This is a genomic window from Streptomyces griseoruber, from assembly GCF_001514205.1.
GTDB classification, from domain to species: Bacteria; Actinomycetota; Actinomycetes; order Streptomycetales; family Streptomycetaceae; genus Streptomyces; species Streptomyces griseoruber.
The window spans coordinates 188,223-207,131 of sequence record NZ_KQ948765.1; the positions used below are offsets into that span (position 1 = coordinate 188,223).

The window sequence follows — 18,909 nt, forward strand, 5'->3', positions numbered from 1 at the left end:
ATCTGTCAACCCCCATCGGTCAGTTCACCCCTCCCGGCCCCCAACACCAGTACCTGGATGGCCAGAACGGCGGCACCGCGCGCCCAGTCGTGGAAGTCGGACACCTTGGTCTCCAGGTCGACGGGGGCGGCCAGCGGATGCCGGTGGGAGCGGACGGTCTCCTCGACCGTGACGCCGGCCACCTCCATGAGGCCGACCCCTTCGCCGGCCAGGAGGATCTTCTGCGGCATGGCGAAGTTGGCGATCTGGGCCACCAGCGTGCCCAGGGCGCGGGCCGCCTCCTCGACGACCCGGGCGGGCAGGGGCTCGCCCTCGGCGGCGCGGGCGAGGATCTCCTCGTACGTCCACGTGCGGCCGGTGGCGGCCTGGACCTGGTAGCGGATACTCGGGATGGTCAGCAGCGAGACCGCGCTGCCGCGTTCGCCGTCGGGGGTGAGCGGCCCGTGGGGGTTCACGATCCAGTGGCGGCCGAAGCCGCGGTCCTCCTCGGCGCACGGGACCCGTCGGCCGCCGAGGACCAGTCCGTAGCCGAGGCCGGCACCGATGGTCAGGACGGCGAAGCGGTCGAGATCGCGGCCCGCGCCGAACCAGGTCTCGGCCTCGACCAGGGCGGCGACGTCGTTCTCGACGACCACCGGCAGACCGGTGCGCTCCTCGGTGAGCGCGGCGAGCGGCACGTCCCGCCAGCCGAGGAAGACCGACTCGCCGACCACGGCGCGGTCCCGGACAAACCCGCCGACCCCGATGCCGATACCCGCGATCCCGGGGTGCGCGCGGGTCAGCTCCTCGGTCATCTCGCCGAGGAGGGCGACCACCTCGGCGGGCTCATGACGGGTGAGCGTGCGGTCGTGGCGGGCGACGATGTCGCTCCTGAGGGTGGTGACGACGCCGTACACCATGTCCGCGGTGATCTTGAAGCCCAGGAAGGAGCGGGAGCCCGCGACCACGTCGAGCGGCTGCGAGGGGCGCCCCTGCCGCACCTCGGCCGGGGCTCCCGCTTCGGCCACCTCGACGAGCAGACCCGACTCGATCAGCGGCTTGGTCAGCCGGGTGAGGCTGCCGGCGGAGAGGTTCAGCCGGTGCGCGAGATCGGTGCGGGACAGCGGCCCGTGGACGAGCACCTCGATCGCGACCGAGCGCTCTCCGGGGCTCAGCGGCAGCCAGCTGGCGGTACGTGCGGTCATGCGGGTCAGTCTCCCCCAGGGCCGGAGGCGGGATCTTTCTTTCGCTGCAAAAGTATCAGGCCCTCCTCGACTGCGGGGCCGCCCCCCGGAAGGGCACAGAATCAACCCCCTTGACGACTCGATTCTTCTGCAACGAAAGTAAGTAAGCCCAGCCTCCCCCGACCCGCTCCCCAGTGAAGGGCACCCCTCCCATGACGTTCTCGCTCGGCATCGTCGGCGCCGGCCAGTTCTCCGGCCAGTTCGCGACACTGTTCCAGGCCCACCCCGACGTCGGTGACGTGTACGTCACCGATCTGCTGCCCGAGCGGGCCGAGCAGCTCGCCTCCGCGCAGGGGCTGGCCGGCACCTTTCCCTCGTACGAGGCGATGCTGGAGTCCCCGGCGGTGGACGCCGTCGCGATCTTCACCCAGCGCTGGACCCACGGCCCCCTGGTGCTCCAGGGCCTGAACGCCGCCAAGCACGTCTACTCCGCCGTCCCCATGGCGATCAGCACGGAGGAGATCGCGGCGATCATCGACGCGGTCAGGGCGACCGGGCTGACGTACATGATGGGCGAGACCAGCCAGTACAACCCGGCGACCGTGCACGCCCGCAACCAGATCGCCGAGGGCGCCTTCGGGCGGCTCTTCTACGCCGAGGGCGACTACGTCCACGACATGGATCTGGGGTTCTACGAGGCGTACCGGTACAGCGGCGGCGAGAACTGGAAGGCCACCGCCAGCTATCCGCCCCTGCTGTACCCGACGCACTCGGTGGGCGGGGTGCTCGGCGCCTGGCGGACGCACGCGGTGAGCGTCTCGGCGATCGGGGTGGTGGACGGGCGCGGCGACGGCGTGTTCGACAAGGACGTCAGCCAGTTCGGGAACGACGTCTCCAACGCGACCGCGCTGTTCGAGGTGGCGGGCGGCGGCTCGTTCCGTACCAACGAGTTCCGGCGGGTGGGCTACCCCTCGCACATCCGGGAGTCCCGGTTCCGCTTCTTCGGTACGGAGGCGAGCATGGAGCAGCTCGCCACGGTGGCGCTCTGGCAGGACAAAAAGGGCGTCAAGGACATCAGTGAGCTGCTGGAGCCCAAGCCCACCCTGTCCCCCGACGATCCGTCGCTCCAGCACATCGCGCCGGATCTGCGGGCCGCCTTCACCTCCGGATCGGCGCCCGTACACGACCGCTCACGGCTGCCGCGGGAGTTCGACCACCTGCACAACGGGCACGAGGGCAGCCATCACTTCCTGGTGGACGACTTCGTGACCGCCGTCACCACCCGCACCCTGCCCTCGGTGAACGCCTGGGTCGCGGCCCGCTACACCCTGCCGGGCATCGTCGCGCACGAGTCGGCACGGCAGGGCGGGGTACGGCTGGAGATCCCGGACTTCGGAGACGCGCCGGAGAGCTGAGCCGGCGGCCGGGTGCCGTCAGGTGCCCGGCTTGCGGCCGTAGACGAAGACGTCGTCGCCGTTCTTCAGCAGCGACCAGTACTTCTTGGCGGTGGTCGTGGTCATGTTGACGCAGCCGTGGGAGCCCGGCGGGTTCCACATGCTGAGGTTGACCGAGTGGAAGGCCTGACCGCCGTCGAAGAACTGGCTGTAGGGCATCGGCACGTTGTAGATGTTCGACACGTGGTCGATGTCACGCCAGTAGATCTTCTTCAGCCCGGTGCGGGTCTCGTACCCGTTGCGGCCCGTGCGGACCGGGACGGGACCGTAGACGAGCCGGCTGCCGTCCTGGATCCAGCTGAGCTGGAGGGTGAGGTTGACGCAGGCGATCCGGCCCTTGTTGGTGGGGCACCGGCCGGCCGCGTTGGGGTGGTTGCCCACCGCCTTCTGCTTGTTCATGAGGTCCATCACGCCCCAGGTGACGGAACCCGCGTAGCCGATGTTCGGGGTGATGCCGTGCTTGTTCTGGAAGGCCTGGATGGCCCGGCAGTCGGCGGCCGACTGCCTGCCGTCGACGGGCCGGCCGAGGAACTTCTCGACCTGCTTCTGGTACGGCCCGGCCTGCGTGGTACAGGTGGCGGCCTGGGCCGGCGCGGCGCCCAGCACGAGCGTCAGCGGGGCGAGCAGCCCCGTGACCCCGAGCGCGACGGCTCCTCTTCTGCGTATGTCCCCCATGGGTGCCCTCTTTCCGGCGCGGTTGCGATCTCGACAACCTAGACCGGTGGGCGGGGTCCGTGGTTGTGGTCCGGGGCAGGCTGTGACGAATCAGTGAAGTACACCGGGTCAACGAAATGGAGTTCGTTCACGTATGTCCGATTTCATCCAGCAACTTCCCGCTCTCATAGGTGTGGTGATCGGTGCCCTCGGCTCGTATCTGGCGGTCGTGCGCAGCGACCGGGCCCGGTTCGGGCGGGAGCAGGCGGCGCGGTGGGAGGAGCGGCGGCTGTCGGTGTACGCCGACTACGCGCAGGCGTTGAAGAGGTCGGTGAACCTGACGTACCGCGTCGCCGCGCACCTCGGCAACGACCCGCATCCGCATCCGCTGGCGCCGACGGAGGCCGAGCCGCTGCTGGCCGAGGCCTCCGACGGGCGGGACCCGGCCGGGGAGGCGCTGATCATGCTGGGCAGCCGGCAGGTGGTGGACCGGGCCCGGGTGTGGGTGCGGGTGGTGATGGACATGGAGGCGTTCCTGCGGGCGGGGACCGTGGACGCCGAGGCCTGGCAGGGCCTGCTGGAGCGGCAGCGCGCCGGCCGTGAGGGCTACTACACGGCGGTGCGCGAGGACCTGGCGCTGCCGCCGGGGCATCCGGCGCGCTGGCCCTCGATGCCGGTCTCGGGCGGGTGAGGGGTCAGCGGTAGCCCGTCACGTCCGCCGGCTTCCCCGCGTCCTGGACCTCCACCAGATAGCGCCAGGCGTCGGGGCGGCTGCCGTCGAGGTCGGTGTAGCCGTAGACCGGGGCGAGGCCCCCGCTGGAGAGGGACCGGCCGTTGAAGCGGGCCACGTCGGGGTCGGCGGCGAGGGCGGCGACGGCCCGGCCGACATAGCGGGGTGTCTCGGAGATCGCGAAGTGGGGTTCGGCGGCCAGCGCGTCGCGCCAGGTGTCCTCGGTGACGCCGAACGCGTCGAGCATGATCTCCGAGCGCATCCAGCCGGGGGTGAGGGCGACCGCGGTGGCGCCGCGCGGGCCGAGTTCATGGCCGAGGGAGAACGCCATGCGCAGCACGGACGTCTTGGCCAGGTCGTAGAAGAAGCTGTTGCGGTAGGTGTCGCGGTTGTACTCGGCGGTGCCGTCGGTCATCTCCACGACCAGGCCCCCGGGGTGCCGCAGCAGGAGCGGGAGGGCGTGGTGGCTGGTGATCGCGTGGGTCTCGACGGCGAGGCGGAGCAGCCGGAGGCCCTTGGCGAGGTCGTGCTCCCAGACGGGGGTGTCCCACGCGAAGAGGTGCTCGGCGCCCCAGATGTCGTTGACGAGGACGTCCAGCCGGCCCTGCTCGGTGTCGATGCGCTCGACGAGCGCCCCGACCCGGTCGGGTTCGAGATGGTCCGTGGGGACGGCGATGCCCTGCCCGCCGGCCTCGGTGACCAGGTCGGCGGTGTCCTCGAGGGTCTCGGGGCGGTCGTACTCGGAGCGGCGGTCGCGGGTGGTGCGTCCCGTCACGTAGACGATGGCCCCGGCCGCGCCCAGTTCGACGGCGACGCCCCGTCCGGCGCCCCGCGTCGCCCCCGCCACCAGTGCGACCCTGCCCTCCAGCGGACCTGACATGTCCGGCCTCCTCGTGTGTTCCCCGGTGTGGATTCGAGGCTCGCGTGGAAGCCGGACATCTTCTGTCGCCTTTTCCGGCGGGTTCGCCGGCGGTCACCCGGTGGGGCGCAGCCGTTCCGCCAGTTCGCCCTCGTCGGCCACGAACCAGAGCTGGCGGCCCCGGTTCGACTCGTACACGAAGTCACGGAGCGCGGAGCTGTCGGCCAGGTGCCGGGAGATGTCGCCGACGACGGCCAGCCGCAACCGGTAGTTCGCGAACTTCTGCACCACCGCGCCCGCGACCCCCGACCGCAGCCGGAAGAACTCCGTCCCGCACCGCTCGGCGGGGACCGCGACCAGCTCCGCGTCCTGTCCCATCGCGTCACCGACGAGATCGAGCGCGGCGCGCTCCCCGTCCAGCGCCGGCCCCTCGGGGGCGCAGCGCAGGACGCGGGTGGCGTGCAGGGTCGTGAGCGTGCTGGCTGTGGTCATGGGCGTGATCGTAGGCGTGGCGTACGGCCGTGGGCTCGCCCTTTTCCGCCTTCCGTCGGCGCGGGGTCAGTGACCGCGCGCGATCCACTCCTCCAGGTGGGGTGCCTCCGCGCCGATGGTCGTGGCGTCGCCGTGGCCGGTGAGCACCTTGGTCTCGGGCGGGAGGGAGAGCAGCCTCTCGCGGATCGAGGTGATGATCGTCGGGAAGTGGGAGTAGGAGCGGCCGGTGGCGCCGGGGCCGCCCTGGAAGAGGGTGTCGCCGGTGAACAGGACGCCGAGCCCGGCGTCGTACAGGCAGACCGCGCCGGGCGCGTGCCCGGGGGTGTGCAGGACGGTGAGGTCGGTGCCGGCGGCCTCGATGACCTGGCCGTCGGCCAGATGGGCGTCGGGCTCGCGGTCCGGGTGGGTGAGCTTCCACAGCGGCAGGTCGTCCGGGTGCAGCCAGATGGTCGCGCCGGTCAGCTCCGCGAGGGCGGGGGCCGCGCCGATGTGGTCGTTGTGGGCGTGGGTGCACACGATGGCGGTGAGCCGGCGGTCACCGACGGCCTCGGCGATGGCGGCGGCGTCATGGGCGGCGTCGATGACGATCGCCTCGTGGTCGTCGCCGACGATCCAGACGTTGTTGTCCACGTCCCAGGTGCCGCCGTCGAGGCTGAACTGCCCCGAGGTGACGAGTCGTTCGATACGCGCGGCCATCACAGCACCACCACCGAGCGCAGGACGTCGCCGTGGTGCATCCGCTCGAACGCCTGCTCCACCTCGTCGAGGGCGATGGTCTCGGTGACGAACGCGCCGAGGTCCAGGCGGCCCTGCTGGTGCAGGTCGATCAGCATCGGGAAGTCGCGGGAGGGCAGGCAGTCGCCGTACCAGGAGGACTTCAGGGAGCCGCCGCGGCCGAAGACGTCCAGGAGCGGGAGTTCGAGCTTCATCTCCGGGGTGGGGACGCCGACCAGGACGACCGTGCCGGCCAGGTCGCGGGCGTAGAAGGCCTGCTGGTACGTCTCCGGGCGGCCGACCGCCTCGATGACCACGTCCGCGCCGAAGCCGCCGGTCAGCTCGCGGATCGCCTCGACGGCGTCGGTCTCCTTGGAGTTGACCGTGTGGGTGGCGCCCATCTTCTTCGCGGTCCGAAGCTTGCGGTCGTCGATGTCGACGGCGATGATCCTCGCCGCACCGGCGAGGTTCGCCCCGGCGATCGCCGCGTCACCCACGCCACCGCAGCCGATCACGGCGACCGTGTCCCCGCGGCCCACGTTGCCGGTGTTGATCGCGGCGCCGATGCCCGCCATCACACCGCAGCCGAGCAGCCCGGCCACGGCGGGCGACACCGACGGGTCGACCTTGGTGCACTGTCCGGCCGCCACCAGCGTCTTCTCCGCGAAGGCACCGATGCCGAGCGCCGGGGACAGCTCGGTGCCGTCGGTGAGGGTCATCCGCTGCTTCGCGTTGTGGGTGTCGAAGCAGTACCAGGGGCGCCCGCGCAGACAGGCCCGGCACTGGCCGCACACCGCACGCCAGTTCAGGATGACGAAGTCGCCCGGCGCGACGTCCGTGACGCCCTCGCCCACGGACTCCACCACGCCCGCCGCCTCGTGGCCGAGCAGGAAGGGGAACTCGTCGTTGATTCCGCCCTGCTTGTAGTGCAGGTCGGTATGGCACACGCCACAGGCCTGGATCTGCACGACGGCCTCGCCGGGGCCGGGGTCCGGGATCACGATCGTCTCCACGCGCACCGGCTCGTTCCTGCCCGGCGCGATCACTCCGCGTACTTCCTGCGGCATGGTGCTGCCCCTTTCTTCGGCGGTCATCCGTCCCAGGTCCGACCCTACGTGTGACGGAGCGGTTAGGGCACGGCCGACTGCCCCGGAACCCCTCCTTCCGGCCACGCTCGGCGACCGCCGCCGTAGCCTGAGGGCTCCGTTCCAGCGCCGAGGAGCCCCGTGAGCAACGCAGAGACAGCCGGCATACGACCCCCGTGGCGGCTGCTGCTCGACTATGTACGACCACACCGCTGGACCCTGCTGGCGGGGGCGGTGCTGTCACTCGTCACCGGGGCGACCGGGCTGCTGCTGCCGCTCGTGGCACGGGGGTTGATCGAGGACCTGTCCCACGACCGCGCGATCAGCGGGGCGTTGCTCACCCTGACGGGCCTGGTCGTCGCCAACGCGGCCGTGGGGGCGCTGGGTTCGTATGTGCTGCGGCGCACCGCCGAGTCCGTGGTGCTGGGTGCGCGGCGGGCGCTGTCGTCGTATCTGCTGCGGCTGCGGATCCCGGCCGTGGACCGCAGCGAGCCCGGCGACCTGATGGCCCGGGTCACCTCCGACACCACCCTGCTGCGCGAGGTCACCACCGACTCGCTGGTGGGCCTCGGCACCGGAGGGCTCACCCTGGCCGCGACGGTCGTGATGATGGCGCTGGTCGATCCGGTGCTGCTGGGGGTGACCCTGGCCGTGATCCTGGTCGCGGGGGCGATCCTCGGGGTGATCGTGCCGCGGATCAACCGGGCCAGCCGGCAGGCGCAGGACGCGGTCGGGGTGATGGGGGCCTCGCTGGAGCGGGTGCTGGGCGCGCTGCGCACCGTGAAGGCGTCCGGCGCCGAGCCCCGCGAGGAGGAGACGCTGCACGCGGCGGCCGAGGAGTCCTGGCGGCAGAGCGTGCGCGCGGCCAAGTGGTCGGCGGCGGCCGGGAACACGGCCGGGCTCGCGATGCAGAGCGCGTTCATCACCGTGCTGGCGGTGGGCGGGGCGCGGGTCGCCACGGGCGCGATCGGCGTCGGCACCCTGGTGGCGTTCCTGCTGTACGTCTTCTATCTGATGGCGCCGATCCAGCAGGTCGTGGGGGCGATCACCCAGTACCAGACGGGCGCGGCCGCCCTCGGCCGGATCCAGGAGGCGCTGGCGCTGCCCGCCGAGCCGGCGGCCCGGCCCGCCCCGCTGCCCTCCCCCGCCGCCGAACCGGCCTCTCTCTCCTTCACCGACGTCCGCTTCCGGTACGCCGACGATCTGCCGTACGTCCACCACGGGGTGACGTTCGACGTCCCGGCGCGGGGCATGACGGCGTTCGTCGGCCCGTCGGGCGCGGGCAAGACCACGGTGTTCTCGCTCATCGAGCGGTTCTACGACCCCGAGTCCGGCACCATCAGCCTCGACGGGCGCGCCCTCGCCGACTGGGAGCTGCCGCTGCTGCGGTCGTCCATCGGGTACGTCGAGCAGGACGCGCCCGTGCTGTCGGGCTCGCTGCGCGCCAATCTGCTGCTGGGCAACCCGGAGGCGGACGACGACACCGTACGGCGGGTGCTGAAGACGACCCGGCTGGACGGGCTGGCCGACCGGCTGCCGCAGGGCCTGGAGACACGGGTCGGGCACCGGGGGACGAAGCTGTCCGGCGGGGAGCGGCAGCGGGTGGCCATCGCCCGCGCCCTGCTGCGCCGGCCCCGGCTGCTGCTGCTCGACGAGGCGACCTCGCAGCTGGACGCGGTGAACGAGGCGGCGTTGCGGGACACGGTGGCCGATGTCGCCCGGACGACGACGGTGCTGGTCGTCGCGCACCGGCTGTCGACGGTGACGACGGCCGACCGGATCGTCGTCATGGACTCGGGCCGGGTGCGGGCGGTGGGGACGCACCGCGAGCTGGTGACGGGCGATCCGCTCTACGCCGAGCTGGCGGCGACCCAGTTCCTGGCGACGGCCGAGTGAGACGAGGGGGACGACGCCGAAAGGGGCCGTCGCCCGGCGGGAAGCTCCGGGCGGCGGCCCCCTCTTTCGTGGGGCAGCCGGCGGCTCAGGTCTGGATCGCGGGGAGCAGCCCGGTGACGGGGGCGGCGAGGTCGGTGACCTGGTGCAGTTCGTTCAGCTTGTTGAGCTGGTGCACGTTGTTCAGCTCGGCGAGCTGGCGGGAGACCGGCGGCAGCTCGGCCCGGTGCTCCGCCGGGATCCCGTCGGCGACCAGCGAGTCGATCATGGTCATCGGGTGGATCCGGCCGTCGGACGGGGCTTCGGCCGCGTTCGCCAGGGGCGCGGCGAGGCCCGTGACCCCGGCGGCGAGGGCGGCGAGGGCGGCGATGCGTCGAGTGGAGATCATGCCTTCAGCAACGCGGCGGGCGCCGTCACGGACACGGGTGGCGGACCCGGCTCACTCAAGAGGCGGAGCCGCGGCTGCTGCGCTTGCCGAGGCCCGCGGGGCGGAGGACGCTCGAAGGTGAGGGACCGGCGGCCCGGCTCTCCACGGTCCGCGGCCCTCCTAGGAGGTCACCATGGGCACCGCGGCAAGTTCCGGCTTCTCCACCGACACCCTGCGCAGGGGGGTCGAGGGATCGACCGCCTCGGATCTGTTGTCCCTCTACGCGGACGACGCGCAGCTGCGCATCGTCGACCGCAACACCCAGCCCAGCAGCCCCCGGGTGCTGCACGGCAGGGCGGAGATCGGCGAGCTGCTGCAGGACGTGTACAGCCGCGACATCAAGACGCACAAGGTGGACGAGTGCATCGTGCAGGGCGACCGTGCCGCCTTCACCGAGTCCTGCGAGTACGCGGACGGTGTGCGGGTCCTCGCCGAGTCGATGATCACTTTGCGGGACGGCAAGATCGTCGACCAGACGATGATCCAGGCATGGGACGAGTAGGGAGGAAGGTCGGAGGGGTCCAGGTCACCTCCCGGCTGACCTGGACCTTCTCGGCCCGGCTGGGGCGGTCGCGGGGCCACCGTTCCGCCCTGCCGGGGCCGGCGTCGGCGGCGGGCCGGAAGCTCTCCGTCGCCCTGCTGCGCACGGTCCTGGGGGCGGCGCGCCGGCCTCGCCCGCTTCCTCCCGCGCACCGGCATGCGCCGCGCGTACGGCGCCGCCGGAGCCCGTGACGTCCGGCCGGACGGTCAGCCGGTCAGCCGGTCAGCCGGTCGGCAGGTAGCGGGCCGGGACGGTGTGCCAGTCGGGGGTGATGCCGTTCGTGTCGGAGGGCTGGGTGTCACCGGTGTAGGTGTAGAGGGGGCCGCCGTCGTAGGTGAGCTGGAGGCTGCCGTCGTCGGGGCGCAGAAGGGTGCCGAGGGTGCCGTCGATGCCCGGGGGCAGGGTCGGGAGGGTGTCGGCGCCGGTGCGCAGGGGGTGGCGGGTGTCGGTGCAGGGGCCGGTGCACAGGGCGCCGTCGTGGACGTAGAGGGTCTGTCCGGCGGTGTCGGTCAGGACGTGGCCCTGGGTCTCGGTGGAACCGACCAGGACCGTGGGGGCCGGGGCGGCGGCGAGACAGGCCAGGGCGGCCGTGACGGCGAGCAGGGATGTCGTCGGGGTGCGCATGGGAGTTCCTCGGGGTGCCTCAGTAACCGATCCTGACGCCGGTCACGGTGTGGGTGTCCGTCCGGGTGCCGGTGGCGCCGGAGAAGCCGACGAGCACGTTCGGCGGCAGGGTCACCGCCCGGTCGATGACCTGGGTGCCGTCGACGCTGACGACCAGGTGCCCGGCGTCGGTCACGTTCGCGTCGATCGTGTGCGAGCCGGCGCGCAGGGCGGGGACGGCGGTGGAGGTGGCGATGTAGGCCGGCCGGCCGCCGGTGCTGCCGTCGGCGATGCCCACGAAGTTCGCGGACGGCTCGGTGCCGTTCTTGTAGGTGTCCAGGGCGACGGCGAGGCCGGGCAGTCCGGCGTAGCCCAGGCCCATGCCGCCCCCGCCGAGCGCGGTCGCGGTGGTCTTCGAGGCGTCGAGGAGCAGCAGGGCGAGGCCGTCGGCGCCGGTGCCGCCGCCCAGGGTGGCGGTGAAGCGGGCGCGCAGCCGGGCGGACGGGACGGCGGTGCTCTGGAGGCTGCTGCCCCGGCGGTCGGCGAGGGCGGGTGTCAGCACCAGATCGGTGCGGTTGTAGAGGATCGTGGAGCCGTTGTAGCGCCAGCCGTTGGGGCCGGGCGGCGGTACGGCGTAGGAGGTGGCGGTGACGGCGACGTCCCGGACGGTGTGGATGTCGGTGCGTGAGCCGGTGCCGCCGGTGAAGGCGGCGAACGCGGTCGGCGGGAGGGCCGGCACGGTGGTCCGCAGGAGTTGCGCGCCGTCCATCGACACGGTGATCGTCCGGCCGGAGACGGACAGGGCCACGGCGTGCGGGCCGGTGCGCAGGTCGGGCACGGCGGTCGTGGTGGCGGCGTACGTGATCGACGAGCCGCTGCCGGTGAGGGCGACGCCGACGAAGTTGGCGGAGGGGTCGCTGCCGTTGCGGTAGGTGTCGACGGCGACCGCGATGCCCGGCAGCCCGGTCCAGCCGAGGCCGCCGCCGGTGCCGCCGAGGGCGGTCGGGGTGGCCCCGGCGGGGTCGACGAGGGCGAAGGTGAGGCCGTCGGCGCCGGTGCCGCCGCCGATGACGGTGGTGAAGGTGGCGTTCAGGCCGTCGGTGAGGACCGGCACCGGGAAGACCGCCGAGCCGGCCTGGCCGGGGGTGGCCTGGGTGAGCTGGAGGTCGTCGCCGGAGAGGGCGGCGGAGCCGTTCAGCTGCCAGCCGCCGACGCCCGGGGCGGGGAGGGTGACTCCGCTGCCCGTGGTGCCGGTGCCGGTGAGGGCCTCGTTGTGGGCGCCGCTGCCGTCGTCGGAGGTGATCTCGTAGATGCCGCTGACCGCGCCGACGGAGGTCGGGGAGAAGGTGACGGACTGGTGGACGACGTCCTCGGGGCCGATGACCTGGCCCTCGCCGATCGGGTTGCTGACGTGGAACGGGGGAGCGGGGGCCTTGGCCTTGGTGATGGTCAGCGGGATGTTGCCGGTGTTGGCGATGTCGAAGGTCCGGGTGACGGACCGGCCGACCCCGACCTGCCCGAAGTCGGTGGAGGTGGGGGTGATCGTCAGCTGGGCCTCACCGGTGACGGCGGAGCCGGTCAGCTCCACGGTGACGGTGCCGTGCAGCCCGGTGACGGAGAGGGCCGAGGTGTCGTCACCGGCCTCGGTGGGCGCGTAGGTGACCTGGACGGTGACGGACTGCTTGGGCTGGACGACCGTGCCGTCGGCGGGCAGTCCCCCGGCTGTGAAGGGGGAGTCCGGGGCGTCGGTGGCGGTGATCGTCTCGGGCTGGGTGCCGGTGTTGGTGAAGGTGACGCCGAGGGTCTTGGCGGTGGTGGTGGGCACGGTGTCGAAGGCCAGGGAGGGCGGGGAGGCGAGCAGGCCGTCGCGGGTGGCGTAGCCGGTCAGGCCGAGGCCCGTGGTGCCGAGGTCGGTGGCGAGGCTCAGTACGGCGTTGTCCGGTCCGGGCGATGTCGGCGCGTAGCTCACCGGGACGGAGTAGGTGTCGCCGGTGTGCAGGGTGCGGGGCAGTCCGGTGGCCGCGGCGGAGAAGGCTCCGCCGGGCGGGGTGGTGACGGCGTCGATCCTGACGTCGCGGGTGGCGGTGACGGTGGCGGTGGCGTGCCCGGTGCCGCCGACCGGTACGTCGCCGAGGTCGACGGTGTCGCCGATGAGGGCCGCGTTGGAGGGTCGGCCGAAGGCGAGGACATGGCCGTCGCGGGTGCCGACGTAGATGCGACCGCCGTCGGTGGCGGGCACGGAGAACTTGGCGGCGACGCCGATCGGGGCCGACCACAGCTTCTTCAGGGTGCCGTTCACCGGGGTGGCGCTGTAGGCGCGCAGCTGCCCGCCCGTGCCGCCGGCGCCGTCGGAGTACACCGCCCAGACGACCGCCGAGCCGGGGGTGGTGCCGGTGGAGGTGATCACCGGGGAGCCGGAGGTGTAGCCGAAGGTCTCCGTGGAGCGGCCGGTGTTGGTCAGCGCGGGCAGCCCGGCGCCGGTGACGCCGTACTGGAACACCCGCAGCGGGCCCCGGCTGCCGGTCGTGTAGACATGGCCGCCCTCGCCGCCGTAGACACCGGGATGACCCCAGACACCCTCGTAGGGGCCGAAGGTGCCCACGACCTTGTCGGTGCCGCCCGGGCCCTGGCTGCGCCCGCCGAGGTCGTCGCGGTCGAGGAGGAAGAGCCGGCCGTCCTTGCCGATCTGCACCAGGAGGTGGGGGTGCTGGGCGGTGCCGAACGCGTTGTCCGGGAGGGCGACCGGGCCGCCGGAGCCGAGGTCGGTGTCGTTCTGGTCCAGGGTGGGGGCGTTGACGGGGCTGAAGAAGTCCTGTGCGGACATGGTGCCGTCGCTGTTGACGCCGATCCGGACGACGGCCTCGGCGAGCTGGCCCGGGGGCCTGGAACCCGGGCCCGGGGCCGGGGAGATGCCGTTGCCGGTGGAGAACAGGATGCGGCCGGGCCCGTCGGAGACCAGCCCGCCGCCGCTCATCCAGATGCCCGCCATGCCGTTGGCGGAGGAGTTCTCGGTGGCCCACAGGGTCTGCTTGCGGGTGGCGGTGTCGACGCGCAGGACGTGACCGACGTACGGCGTGTGGTCGCAGTGGGAGGCGAAGCCCGCGTAGACCGCGCCGCCCATCAGCAGCAGTCCGGGGCGCTGCATCGCGGTGTAGGCGTTGAAGGGGCGGCCCGGGTCGTTGACGGGGGCGCCGGCCACCTTGACCGGCCAGCCGGCGCGTTCGGCGCCGGTGGTGACGTTCAGGGCGTGGACGTACCAGCTGGGGTGCTGGGGGTCGGCGCCGTCGTCGACCTTGGAGGTGAGGTAGGCGGTGCCGGTCGCGGCGTCGTACACGGGCGTCCCGGTCACCCCGATGTCCGGGACGAGGTCGCCGCAGCCGATGGCGGACGCGGGCCAGGCGGCGCCGAGGTTCCGGGTCCAGGTCTGTGCGCCGGTGGCCGAGTTCAGGCCGTAGACCTTGTTGTTCTCCGTGGCGACGACGAGCGTTCTCCCCACGACGAGGGGCTGGGCGTAGACCTGTCCGTCGACGGTGGCGGAGAACTGCTGTCCGAAGTCGGAGCTGGCGACCTGGTCGGGGGCGAGGCCGGGTTCGTTGTCGTCCCAGCCGGTGCGGTAGGTGTCCCGGGAGACGGTGGTGACGTCGGCGGCGCGGGCGCGCCGGTCGTCGGGGGCGGCCAGGGCGGGCGCGGAGAGGGTGCCGGTCAGCAGACAGGCCGTCACCAGCGGGGCCAGGAAACCGAACCTGCTCTGCATGCGGCGCTCCGCCCGGGTCGTGAGGGGGCGGGCGTGTCCCGCCGATCGTCATGATCGGCGGGACAGTGTGATCTCCATACTATTTTGTGCGGGTGGCGGTGCCCGATCCACCCGTACGGGGGGACGGAGGGGCCGTCAGTTCAGTGACCAGCTCTGGTTGTCGGCACCGCCGCACGACCACAGCACCAGTACGGAGCGGTTGGCGGTGGCCGCCCCGTTGACGTCGAGGCACAGGCCCGCGTTGACGTTGGTGATGGTGCCGTCGCCGTTGACGTTCCACTTCTGGTTGTTCTGGCCGTTGCAGTCCCAGATGACGACCTTGGTGCCGTTGGCGGTGCCCTGGTTGTAGGCGTCCAGGCACTTGTTGCCGTACACCACGAGTTCCTTGCGGGAGGTGTACGTCCAGGACTGGTTCTGGCCGCCGTTGCAGTCCCAGATCTCCGCCTGGGTGCCGTTGGTGATGGTGTTGTTGTAGACGTCCAGGCAGCGGCCGGACTGCTTGCCGACGACCTGGGTGCCGTTCACTCCCGCCAGGGGTTTGACGGTGATGTCGGCGAGGGTCGGGGCGTTGCTGAAGGTCAGGGTGTTGGCCGAGCCCTTGGACAGGCCCACCAGGAGGCTGATCGTGCCCTGGCTGGAGCCGGTCGGCGGGAAGGAGACCGTGGTGGTGCCCTGGCCGTTGACCTTCAGGGTCGCGGTCTTGGCCGTCGAGGCGGTGTTGGTGTAGGCGACGTCCACGATCTTGGTGCCGGTGGCGCCCGCGACCACGCCGGAGAAGCTCGACGTACCGGTGTAGGTGCTGCCGGAGGCCTCGGTGCCGCCGGTGACGGTGAGCATCACCGAGCCGCCCGCCGGGACGCTCTGGGTGTAGCCGGTGCTGTACGAGCCGACGTCGGACCGGGACCACAGGTCACGCACGGTCGCGGAGGCGCCGGTCAGACCCAGGTCGGACCAGCGGACGGTGATGTTCGCGGCGGCGGAGGTCCGGTTGAGCAGGACGACGGCCCGCTTGCCGGTGCCGGAGAGGACCTTGCCGTACACCTGGAGCCCGGTGGTGTCCTCGGCGACCTTGACGCCCTGGAGTCCGCGCGCGTCCTGGTCGACGGCGATGACCTCGGGGTTCTTGAGGATGTTCGCGGTCTCGGTGGTCATGGTGGTGAGGTCGTTGCCGGCCAGCAGCGGGGCGCCGGAGACGGCCCAGAGGTTCATATGGGTGCGGTTCTGGGCGGCGGTGAAGCCGCTCATGCCGACCATCAGCATGTCCGGGTCGTTGTAGGAGCCGGTGTGCTGGGCGAGCGGGTGCAGGCCCTGGTCGAAGTTGGACAGCAGGTTCGTCATCGACGGCGAGTTGCCGTAGTAGATGATGTCGGTGCTGGTCCGGTACATGGGGGCGAGACCCGGGGCCCAGTTCCAGGTGTTCTGGTAGCCCCAGTTGCAGATCGAGAGGGTGAGCGGACGGCCGGTGGCGGCGGTGGCCTTCGTGACCGCCGCGCTGATCGCCGTGTACGCCGTCGCCGCGTCGAGGCCCTCGGCGTCACCGCCGCACCAGTCGACCTTCACGAAGTCGAAGCCCCACTGCGAGAACTGGAGCATGTCCTGGTCGTAGTGGCCCTCGCTGCCGCTGCCCGGCGCGGCGGGGCGGCCGGTCGGGTAGTAGTAGCCGCAACCGTCCTTGCCGGCGTCCGTGTAGATGCCGGCCTTGAGGCCCTTGCTGTGGATGTAGTCGGCGATGGCGCTCATACCGCCGGGCCACTCGGACTCGTCGACCGTGATGTTGCCCGCGCTGTCGCGGGTGCCCTGCCACCAGCCCTCGTCGATGTTGACGTACTGGTATCCGGCCGCCGGCAGGCCCGCCGCGACGAACGCGTCGACCTGCCCCTTGATGACGCTGTAGTCGATCTTCGCGGCGAAGCTGTTCCAGGACGCCCAGCCCATCGGGGCGGTGGGCACCGCGATCTGACGAGTCGTCGCCGCCTGGGCGGGGGCGGGGCCGGCGAACAGGAGAGCGGCTGTCGCGGTCAGCGCCAGGGCGAGGAAGCGCACGGCTGCGGTTCTGCAGCGCCTGAGAAGGCTTGAGCGCGGTGGGGGATACATGCGGCGACTCCGAGGGGATTCGATATCTCGAACGAGGATCGGCAAACCGAACGGTTGCGGGCCCGAAAGTAGAGCCGCCGGAGGGGCAAGTCAACGGCTGCGACAGAAGTCATGTGACCGGTCTCAGGAGTGAAGTGACCCCGCCCCCGGGATCGTTGGCCCCGCTCCGGTCCGGACGCCGCCATACTGTCCGACGTGCGAGTGGCGATCATGACGGCGGGATCCCGGGGCGATGTCGCCCCCTTCACCGGCCTGGGGCACGCCCTGGTGCGCGCGGGCCACGAGGTCACCCTGGTCACCCATGAGCGGTTCGCACCGCTGGTGACCGGCTCCGGGGTGGCTTTCCATCCACTCCCGGTCGACCCGCGGGCCGAACTGGAGTCGGAGCGCGGCCGGGGGCTGCACCACAGCGCCAGCGGGCCGGGCAAGCTGCTGCGGGCGATCCGGCTGGCGCGGGCGGTGGTCGGCGACATGACCGACGGTCTCCTGAGCGCCGCGCGCCATGCCGACGCCCTGCTGGCGGCGGCCCCGCTCGCTCCTCTGGCACACACCATCGCCGAGGGACTCTCCCTGCCGATCCTCGGCCTCCACCTCCAGCCCATCGCGCCCACGCGGGAGTTCGCCCCGCCCATGCTCGGCGGCGGCTCCTGGGGCGCCCTCGGCAACCGCCTCGCCGGGCACGGCGTCGAACGGGCCGTCGACCAGGTCTTCGCCCCGGTCCTGCCCGCCGTCCGCGCCCGGCTGGACCTCCCGGCCAGGGGCCCGCGCTCACGCGACCGCCGGATCCCCTCGGTGCTGCACGGATTCAGCCCCCTCCTGGTGCCCCGGCCCCACGACTGGCGACCGGGGCTCGACATCACCGGCTACTGGTGGCCATACGAGCGCGAGCAGCAACTCCCCTCCGCCCTGCGGGAGTTCCTGGACGCGGGACCACCGCCGGTCTTCGTCGGCCTGGGCAGCGCGACGGTACCCGATCCCCATCGGCTGAGCGCCGAGATCGTACGGGCACTGCGGCTGGCGGGGCTGCGTGGGGTGATCCAGCGCGGCTGGGCGGGTCTCGCGGCCGACGGCGACGACATCCTGACCGTCGACGAGGTGCCGCACTCCCTGCTCTTCCCCGAGACGGCCGCGGTGGTCCACCACTGCGGCGCGGGCACCACGGCGGCCGGGGTCCGCGCAGGCGTCCCGGCCGTACCGGTCCCGATCCAGTTCGACGAGGGCTTCTGGGCCGACCGCCTCGTGACGGCGGGGGTGGCTCCAGGGACGGTCCCCCTGCGCCGACTGACCGCCGAGCCCCTGGCAGCGGCCCTCACCCGCGCCACCCACGAGCCCCGATACACCGAGCGGGCCAGGGAGTTGGGCGCACGAGTGCGGGCGGAGGACGGGGCGGGGCGGGCGGTGGAGGCGGTGAACCGGATGGAGTGAGGAAGGCCCGGACGCCCAGCACACCGAGCCCGTGCCCACCGACGGGGACGGCCCACCGGGACAGCCCCCTACGCCGACTGACCGCCGAGCCCCTGACAGCGGCCCTCACCCGCGCCACCCACGAGCCCCGATACACCGAGCGGGCCGGCGAACTAGGCGCACAGGTGCGGGCGGTGGAGGCGGTGAACCGGATGGAGTGAGGAAGGCCCGGACGCCGCGGTATACCGAGTCCGTGCCCACCGACGGGGACGGCCCCCGGCATACCGAGCCCGTGCCCACCGACGGCGACACGCTCCGCCGGACAGGCCCTAACGCCCCTCCGGCACCCACCCCGGTGGGCGCAGTATGCCCAGCAGTTGGCGGACCAGTTCGTCGACCACCTCGTCGAGGGTGGCGTCGACCCAGCCGGCGGTCCAGTCGTGGAGGAGGCCGTTGACGCTGCCGATGAAGGCCGTGGCGGCGAGGCGGTAGTCGCGGGGGGCCGCCTCGCCGCGTTCGACGGCGGCCGTGGCCTCGGCGCAGATCAGCTCGATCCAGCGGGCACGGCGGGCCAGGCGCTGCTCCTCCAGACGGGGACTGACACCGACGATCTCGACGAAGGTGATCCGGATCCGGCTCGGGTCCGCGGTGACGTTGCCCGCGTAGGCACGGAAGATCACGGTGACCCGTTCGGCCAGCGGCAGGCCCGCCGCCGCCGCGGCGAAGGCGGCCACGACCGCCTCCTCCGCCCAGTCGTTGACCCGGAGGTGGAGGGCCGCGAGGACGTCCTCGAGGGTGCGGAACTCCTCGTAGAACTGACGCGTCGACAGCCCCGCGGCCTCGCAGAGCGCCGCGACCGTCGTGCCCCGGTAGCCGGGGGTGCCCCCGAACAGCTTCAGCGCCGCGTCGAGGAACCTCCCGCGCCGCTCCGCCTGCCGCTCAGCCGCGGTCTTGCCGCCGTACCGGCCGGTCGGCGCCCTGAGCCTGCCCGTCACTGCACCCTCCCGAGTCGCTCCGTGCTCCCCCGTGGCCAATTTTGTCG

At 72.3% G+C, this 18,909-nt stretch carries 17 protein-coding genes; 6 read left to right on the plus strand and 11 right to left on the minus strand.

Features of this window, described 5'->3' with window-relative positions; all coding sequences use genetic code 11:
* Nucleotides 1–5: 5 nt before the first annotated feature.
* Complete coding sequence (locus AQJ64_RS09125; RefSeq protein ID WP_055632073.1) at nucleotides 6–1,184, minus strand: ROK family transcriptional regulator; 1,179 nt, start codon at nucleotides 1,182–1,184, stop codon at nucleotides 6–8.
* Nucleotides 1,185–1,375: 191 nt separating this feature from the next.
* Here AQJ64_RS09125 and AQJ64_RS09130 point away from each other — a divergent pair, with 191 nt between their 5' ends.
* Nucleotides 1,376–2,578, plus strand: a complete 1,203-nt coding sequence (locus tag AQJ64_RS09130) for a Gfo/Idh/MocA family protein (protein ID WP_055632072.1) — start codon at nucleotides 1,376–1,378, stop codon at nucleotides 2,576–2,578.
* 18 nt (nucleotides 2,579–2,596) lie between these two features.
* On the opposite strand, the gene AQJ64_RS09135 is transcribed toward AQJ64_RS09130, so the two are convergent.
* Nucleotides 2,597–3,292 (minus strand): L,D-transpeptidase family protein, encoded by a 696-nt coding sequence (locus AQJ64_RS09135; protein WP_055632071.1) that lies wholly within the window; start codon nucleotides 3,290–3,292, stop codon nucleotides 2,597–2,599.
* Between the two features lie 133 nt (nucleotides 3,293–3,425).
* On the opposite strand from AQJ64_RS09135, the gene AQJ64_RS09140 reads away from it, so the two are divergent.
* Nucleotides 3,426–3,962: a hypothetical protein gene (locus tag AQJ64_RS09140; protein WP_055632070.1), complete on the plus strand. Its 537-nt coding sequence runs from the start codon at nucleotides 3,426–3,428 to the stop codon at nucleotides 3,960–3,962.
* 4 nt (nucleotides 3,963–3,966) lie between these two features.
* On the opposite strand, the gene AQJ64_RS09145 is transcribed toward AQJ64_RS09140, so the two are convergent.
* From AQJ64_RS09145 to AQJ64_RS09160, 4 genes are all read right to left on the minus strand, one after another.
* Complete coding sequence (locus AQJ64_RS09145) at nucleotides 3,967–4,881, minus strand: SDR family oxidoreductase (RefSeq protein WP_055632069.1); 915 nt, start codon at nucleotides 4,879–4,881, stop codon at nucleotides 3,967–3,969.
* A 93-nt stretch (nucleotides 4,882–4,974) separates the two neighbouring features.
* A complete protein-coding gene (locus AQJ64_RS09150; RefSeq protein WP_055632068.1) occupies nucleotides 4,975–5,352 on the minus strand; it encodes a DUF4180 domain-containing protein in 378 nt (125 codons plus the stop codon).
* 66 nt (nucleotides 5,353–5,418) lie between these two features.
* A complete protein-coding gene (locus tag AQJ64_RS09155) occupies nucleotides 5,419–6,048 on the minus strand; it encodes an MBL fold metallo-hydrolase (RefSeq protein WP_059202553.1) in 630 nt (209 codons plus the stop codon).
* On the minus strand, nucleotides 6,048–7,133 hold the full coding sequence (locus AQJ64_RS09160) for an S-(hydroxymethyl)mycothiol dehydrogenase (RefSeq protein WP_059202554.1): 1,086 nt from the start codon (nucleotides 7,131–7,133) through the stop codon (nucleotides 6,048–6,050). Before AQJ64_RS09160 ends, AQJ64_RS09155 begins: the two co-directional genes overlap by 1 nt.
* Before the next feature lie 159 nt (nucleotides 7,134–7,292).
* Here AQJ64_RS09160 and AQJ64_RS09165 point away from each other — a divergent pair, with 159 nt between their 5' ends.
* On the plus strand, nucleotides 7,293–9,047 hold the full coding sequence (locus tag AQJ64_RS09165) for an ABC transporter ATP-binding protein (RefSeq protein ID WP_059202555.1): 1,755 nt from the start codon (nucleotides 7,293–7,295) through the stop codon (nucleotides 9,045–9,047).
* A gap of 85 nt (nucleotides 9,048–9,132) precedes the next feature.
* Here the strand turns inward: AQJ64_RS09165 and AQJ64_RS09170 are convergent, their stop codons facing one another.
* Nucleotides 9,133–9,432 (minus strand): hypothetical protein, encoded by a 300-nt coding sequence (locus AQJ64_RS09170; protein ID WP_055639107.1) that lies wholly within the window; start codon nucleotides 9,430–9,432, stop codon nucleotides 9,133–9,135.
* 172 nt (nucleotides 9,433–9,604) lie between these two features.
* Between AQJ64_RS09170 and AQJ64_RS09175 the strand changes: the two genes are divergently transcribed.
* Both AQJ64_RS09175 and AQJ64_RS48955 read left to right on the plus strand, forming a co-directional pair.
* Nucleotides 9,605–9,973, plus strand: coding sequence for a nuclear transport factor 2 family protein (locus AQJ64_RS09175; RefSeq protein ID WP_055639108.1), 369 nt, complete (start codon nucleotides 9,605–9,607; stop codon nucleotides 9,971–9,973).
* On the plus strand, nucleotides 9,961–10,203 hold the full coding sequence (locus tag AQJ64_RS48955; RefSeq protein ID WP_157881226.1) for a hypothetical protein: 243 nt from the start codon (nucleotides 9,961–9,963) through the stop codon (nucleotides 10,201–10,203). Before AQJ64_RS09175 ends, AQJ64_RS48955 begins: the two co-directional genes overlap by 13 nt.
* A gap of 31 nt (nucleotides 10,204–10,234) precedes the next feature.
* Here AQJ64_RS48955 and AQJ64_RS09180 read toward each other — a convergent pair whose 3' ends face one another.
* From AQJ64_RS09180 to AQJ64_RS09190, 3 genes are all read right to left on the minus strand, one after another.
* Nucleotides 10,235–10,636: a COG4315 family predicted lipoprotein gene (locus AQJ64_RS09180; protein WP_059202556.1), complete on the minus strand. Its 402-nt coding sequence runs from the start codon at nucleotides 10,634–10,636 to the stop codon at nucleotides 10,235–10,237.
* Between the two features lie 19 nt (nucleotides 10,637–10,655).
* Entirely contained in the window at nucleotides 10,656–14,369 is a 3,714-nt protein-coding gene (locus tag AQJ64_RS09185; RefSeq protein WP_059202557.1) for a choice-of-anchor D domain-containing protein, read from the minus strand.
* 135 nt (nucleotides 14,370–14,504) lie between these two features.
* Nucleotides 14,505–16,463 carry a ricin-type beta-trefoil lectin domain protein gene (locus AQJ64_RS09190; protein WP_055633443.1) on the minus strand — a complete coding sequence of 653 codons (1,959 nt, stop codon included), beginning with the start codon at nucleotides 16,461–16,463 and terminating at the stop codon, nucleotides 14,505–14,507.
* Nucleotides 16,464–16,673: 210 nt separating this feature from the next.
* Between AQJ64_RS09190 and AQJ64_RS09195 the strand changes: the two genes are divergently transcribed.
* Nucleotides 16,674–17,888, plus strand: a complete 1,215-nt coding sequence (locus AQJ64_RS09195) for a glycosyltransferase (RefSeq protein WP_055633445.1) — start codon at nucleotides 16,674–16,676, stop codon at nucleotides 17,886–17,888.
* Nucleotides 17,889–18,196: 308 nt separating this feature from the next.
* Here AQJ64_RS09195 and AQJ64_RS09200 read toward each other — a convergent pair whose 3' ends face one another.
* The gene (locus AQJ64_RS09200) at nucleotides 18,197–18,862 is read right to left on the minus strand and encodes a TetR/AcrR family transcriptional regulator (protein ID WP_055633442.1); all 666 of its coding nucleotides are present in this window, start codon (nucleotides 18,860–18,862) and stop codon (nucleotides 18,197–18,199) included.
* Between the last annotated feature and the right edge of the window lie 47 nt (nucleotides 18,863–18,909).

Excerpts from the sequence above, each read along its gene's own strand:
- AQJ64_RS09125 (WP_055632073.1), bottom strand. The coding sequence starts at position 1,184 with ATGACCGCACGTACCGCCAGCTGGCTGCCGCTGAGCCCCGGAGAGCGC.
- AQJ64_RS09130 (WP_055632072.1), top strand. The coding sequence starts at position 1,376 with ATGACGTTCTCGCTCGGCATCGTCGGCGCCGGCCAGTTCTCCGGCCAG.
- AQJ64_RS09135 (WP_055632071.1), bottom strand. The coding sequence starts at position 3,292 with ATGGGGGACATACGCAGAAGAGGAGCCGTCGCGCTCGGGGTCACGGGG.
- AQJ64_RS09140 (WP_055632070.1), top strand. The coding sequence starts at position 3,426 with ATGTCCGATTTCATCCAGCAACTTCCCGCTCTCATAGGTGTGGTGATC.
- AQJ64_RS09145 (WP_055632069.1), bottom strand. The coding sequence starts at position 4,881 with ATGTCAGGTCCGCTGGAGGGCAGGGTCGCACTGGTGGCGGGGGCGACG.
- AQJ64_RS09150 (WP_055632068.1), bottom strand. The coding sequence starts at position 5,352 with ATGACCACAGCCAGCACGCTCACGACCCTGCACGCCACCCGCGTCCTG.
- AQJ64_RS09155 (WP_059202553.1), bottom strand. The coding sequence starts at position 6,048 with ATGGCCGCGCGTATCGAACGACTCGTCACCTCGGGGCAGTTCAGCCTC.
- AQJ64_RS09160 (WP_059202554.1), bottom strand. The coding sequence starts at position 7,133 with ATGCCGCAGGAAGTACGCGGAGTGATCGCGCCGGGCAGGAACGAGCCG.
- AQJ64_RS09170 (WP_055639107.1), bottom strand. The coding sequence starts at position 9,432 with ATGATCTCCACTCGACGCATCGCCGCCCTCGCCGCCCTCGCCGCCGGG.
- AQJ64_RS09175 (WP_055639108.1), top strand. The coding sequence starts at position 9,605 with ATGGGCACCGCGGCAAGTTCCGGCTTCTCCACCGACACCCTGCGCAGG.
- AQJ64_RS48955 (WP_157881226.1), top strand. The coding sequence starts at position 9,961 with ATGGGACGAGTAGGGAGGAAGGTCGGAGGGGTCCAGGTCACCTCCCGG.
- AQJ64_RS09180 (WP_059202556.1), bottom strand. The coding sequence starts at position 10,636 with ATGCGCACCCCGACGACATCCCTGCTCGCCGTCACGGCCGCCCTGGCC.
- AQJ64_RS09185 (WP_059202557.1), bottom strand. The coding sequence starts at position 14,369 with ATGCAGAGCAGGTTCGGTTTCCTGGCCCCGCTGGTGACGGCCTGTCTG.
- AQJ64_RS09190 (WP_055633443.1), bottom strand. The coding sequence starts at position 16,463 with ATGTATCCCCCACCGCGCTCAAGCCTTCTCAGGCGCTGCAGAACCGCA.
- AQJ64_RS09195 (WP_055633445.1), top strand. The coding sequence starts at position 16,674 with ATGACGGCGGGATCCCGGGGCGATGTCGCCCCCTTCACCGGCCTGGGG.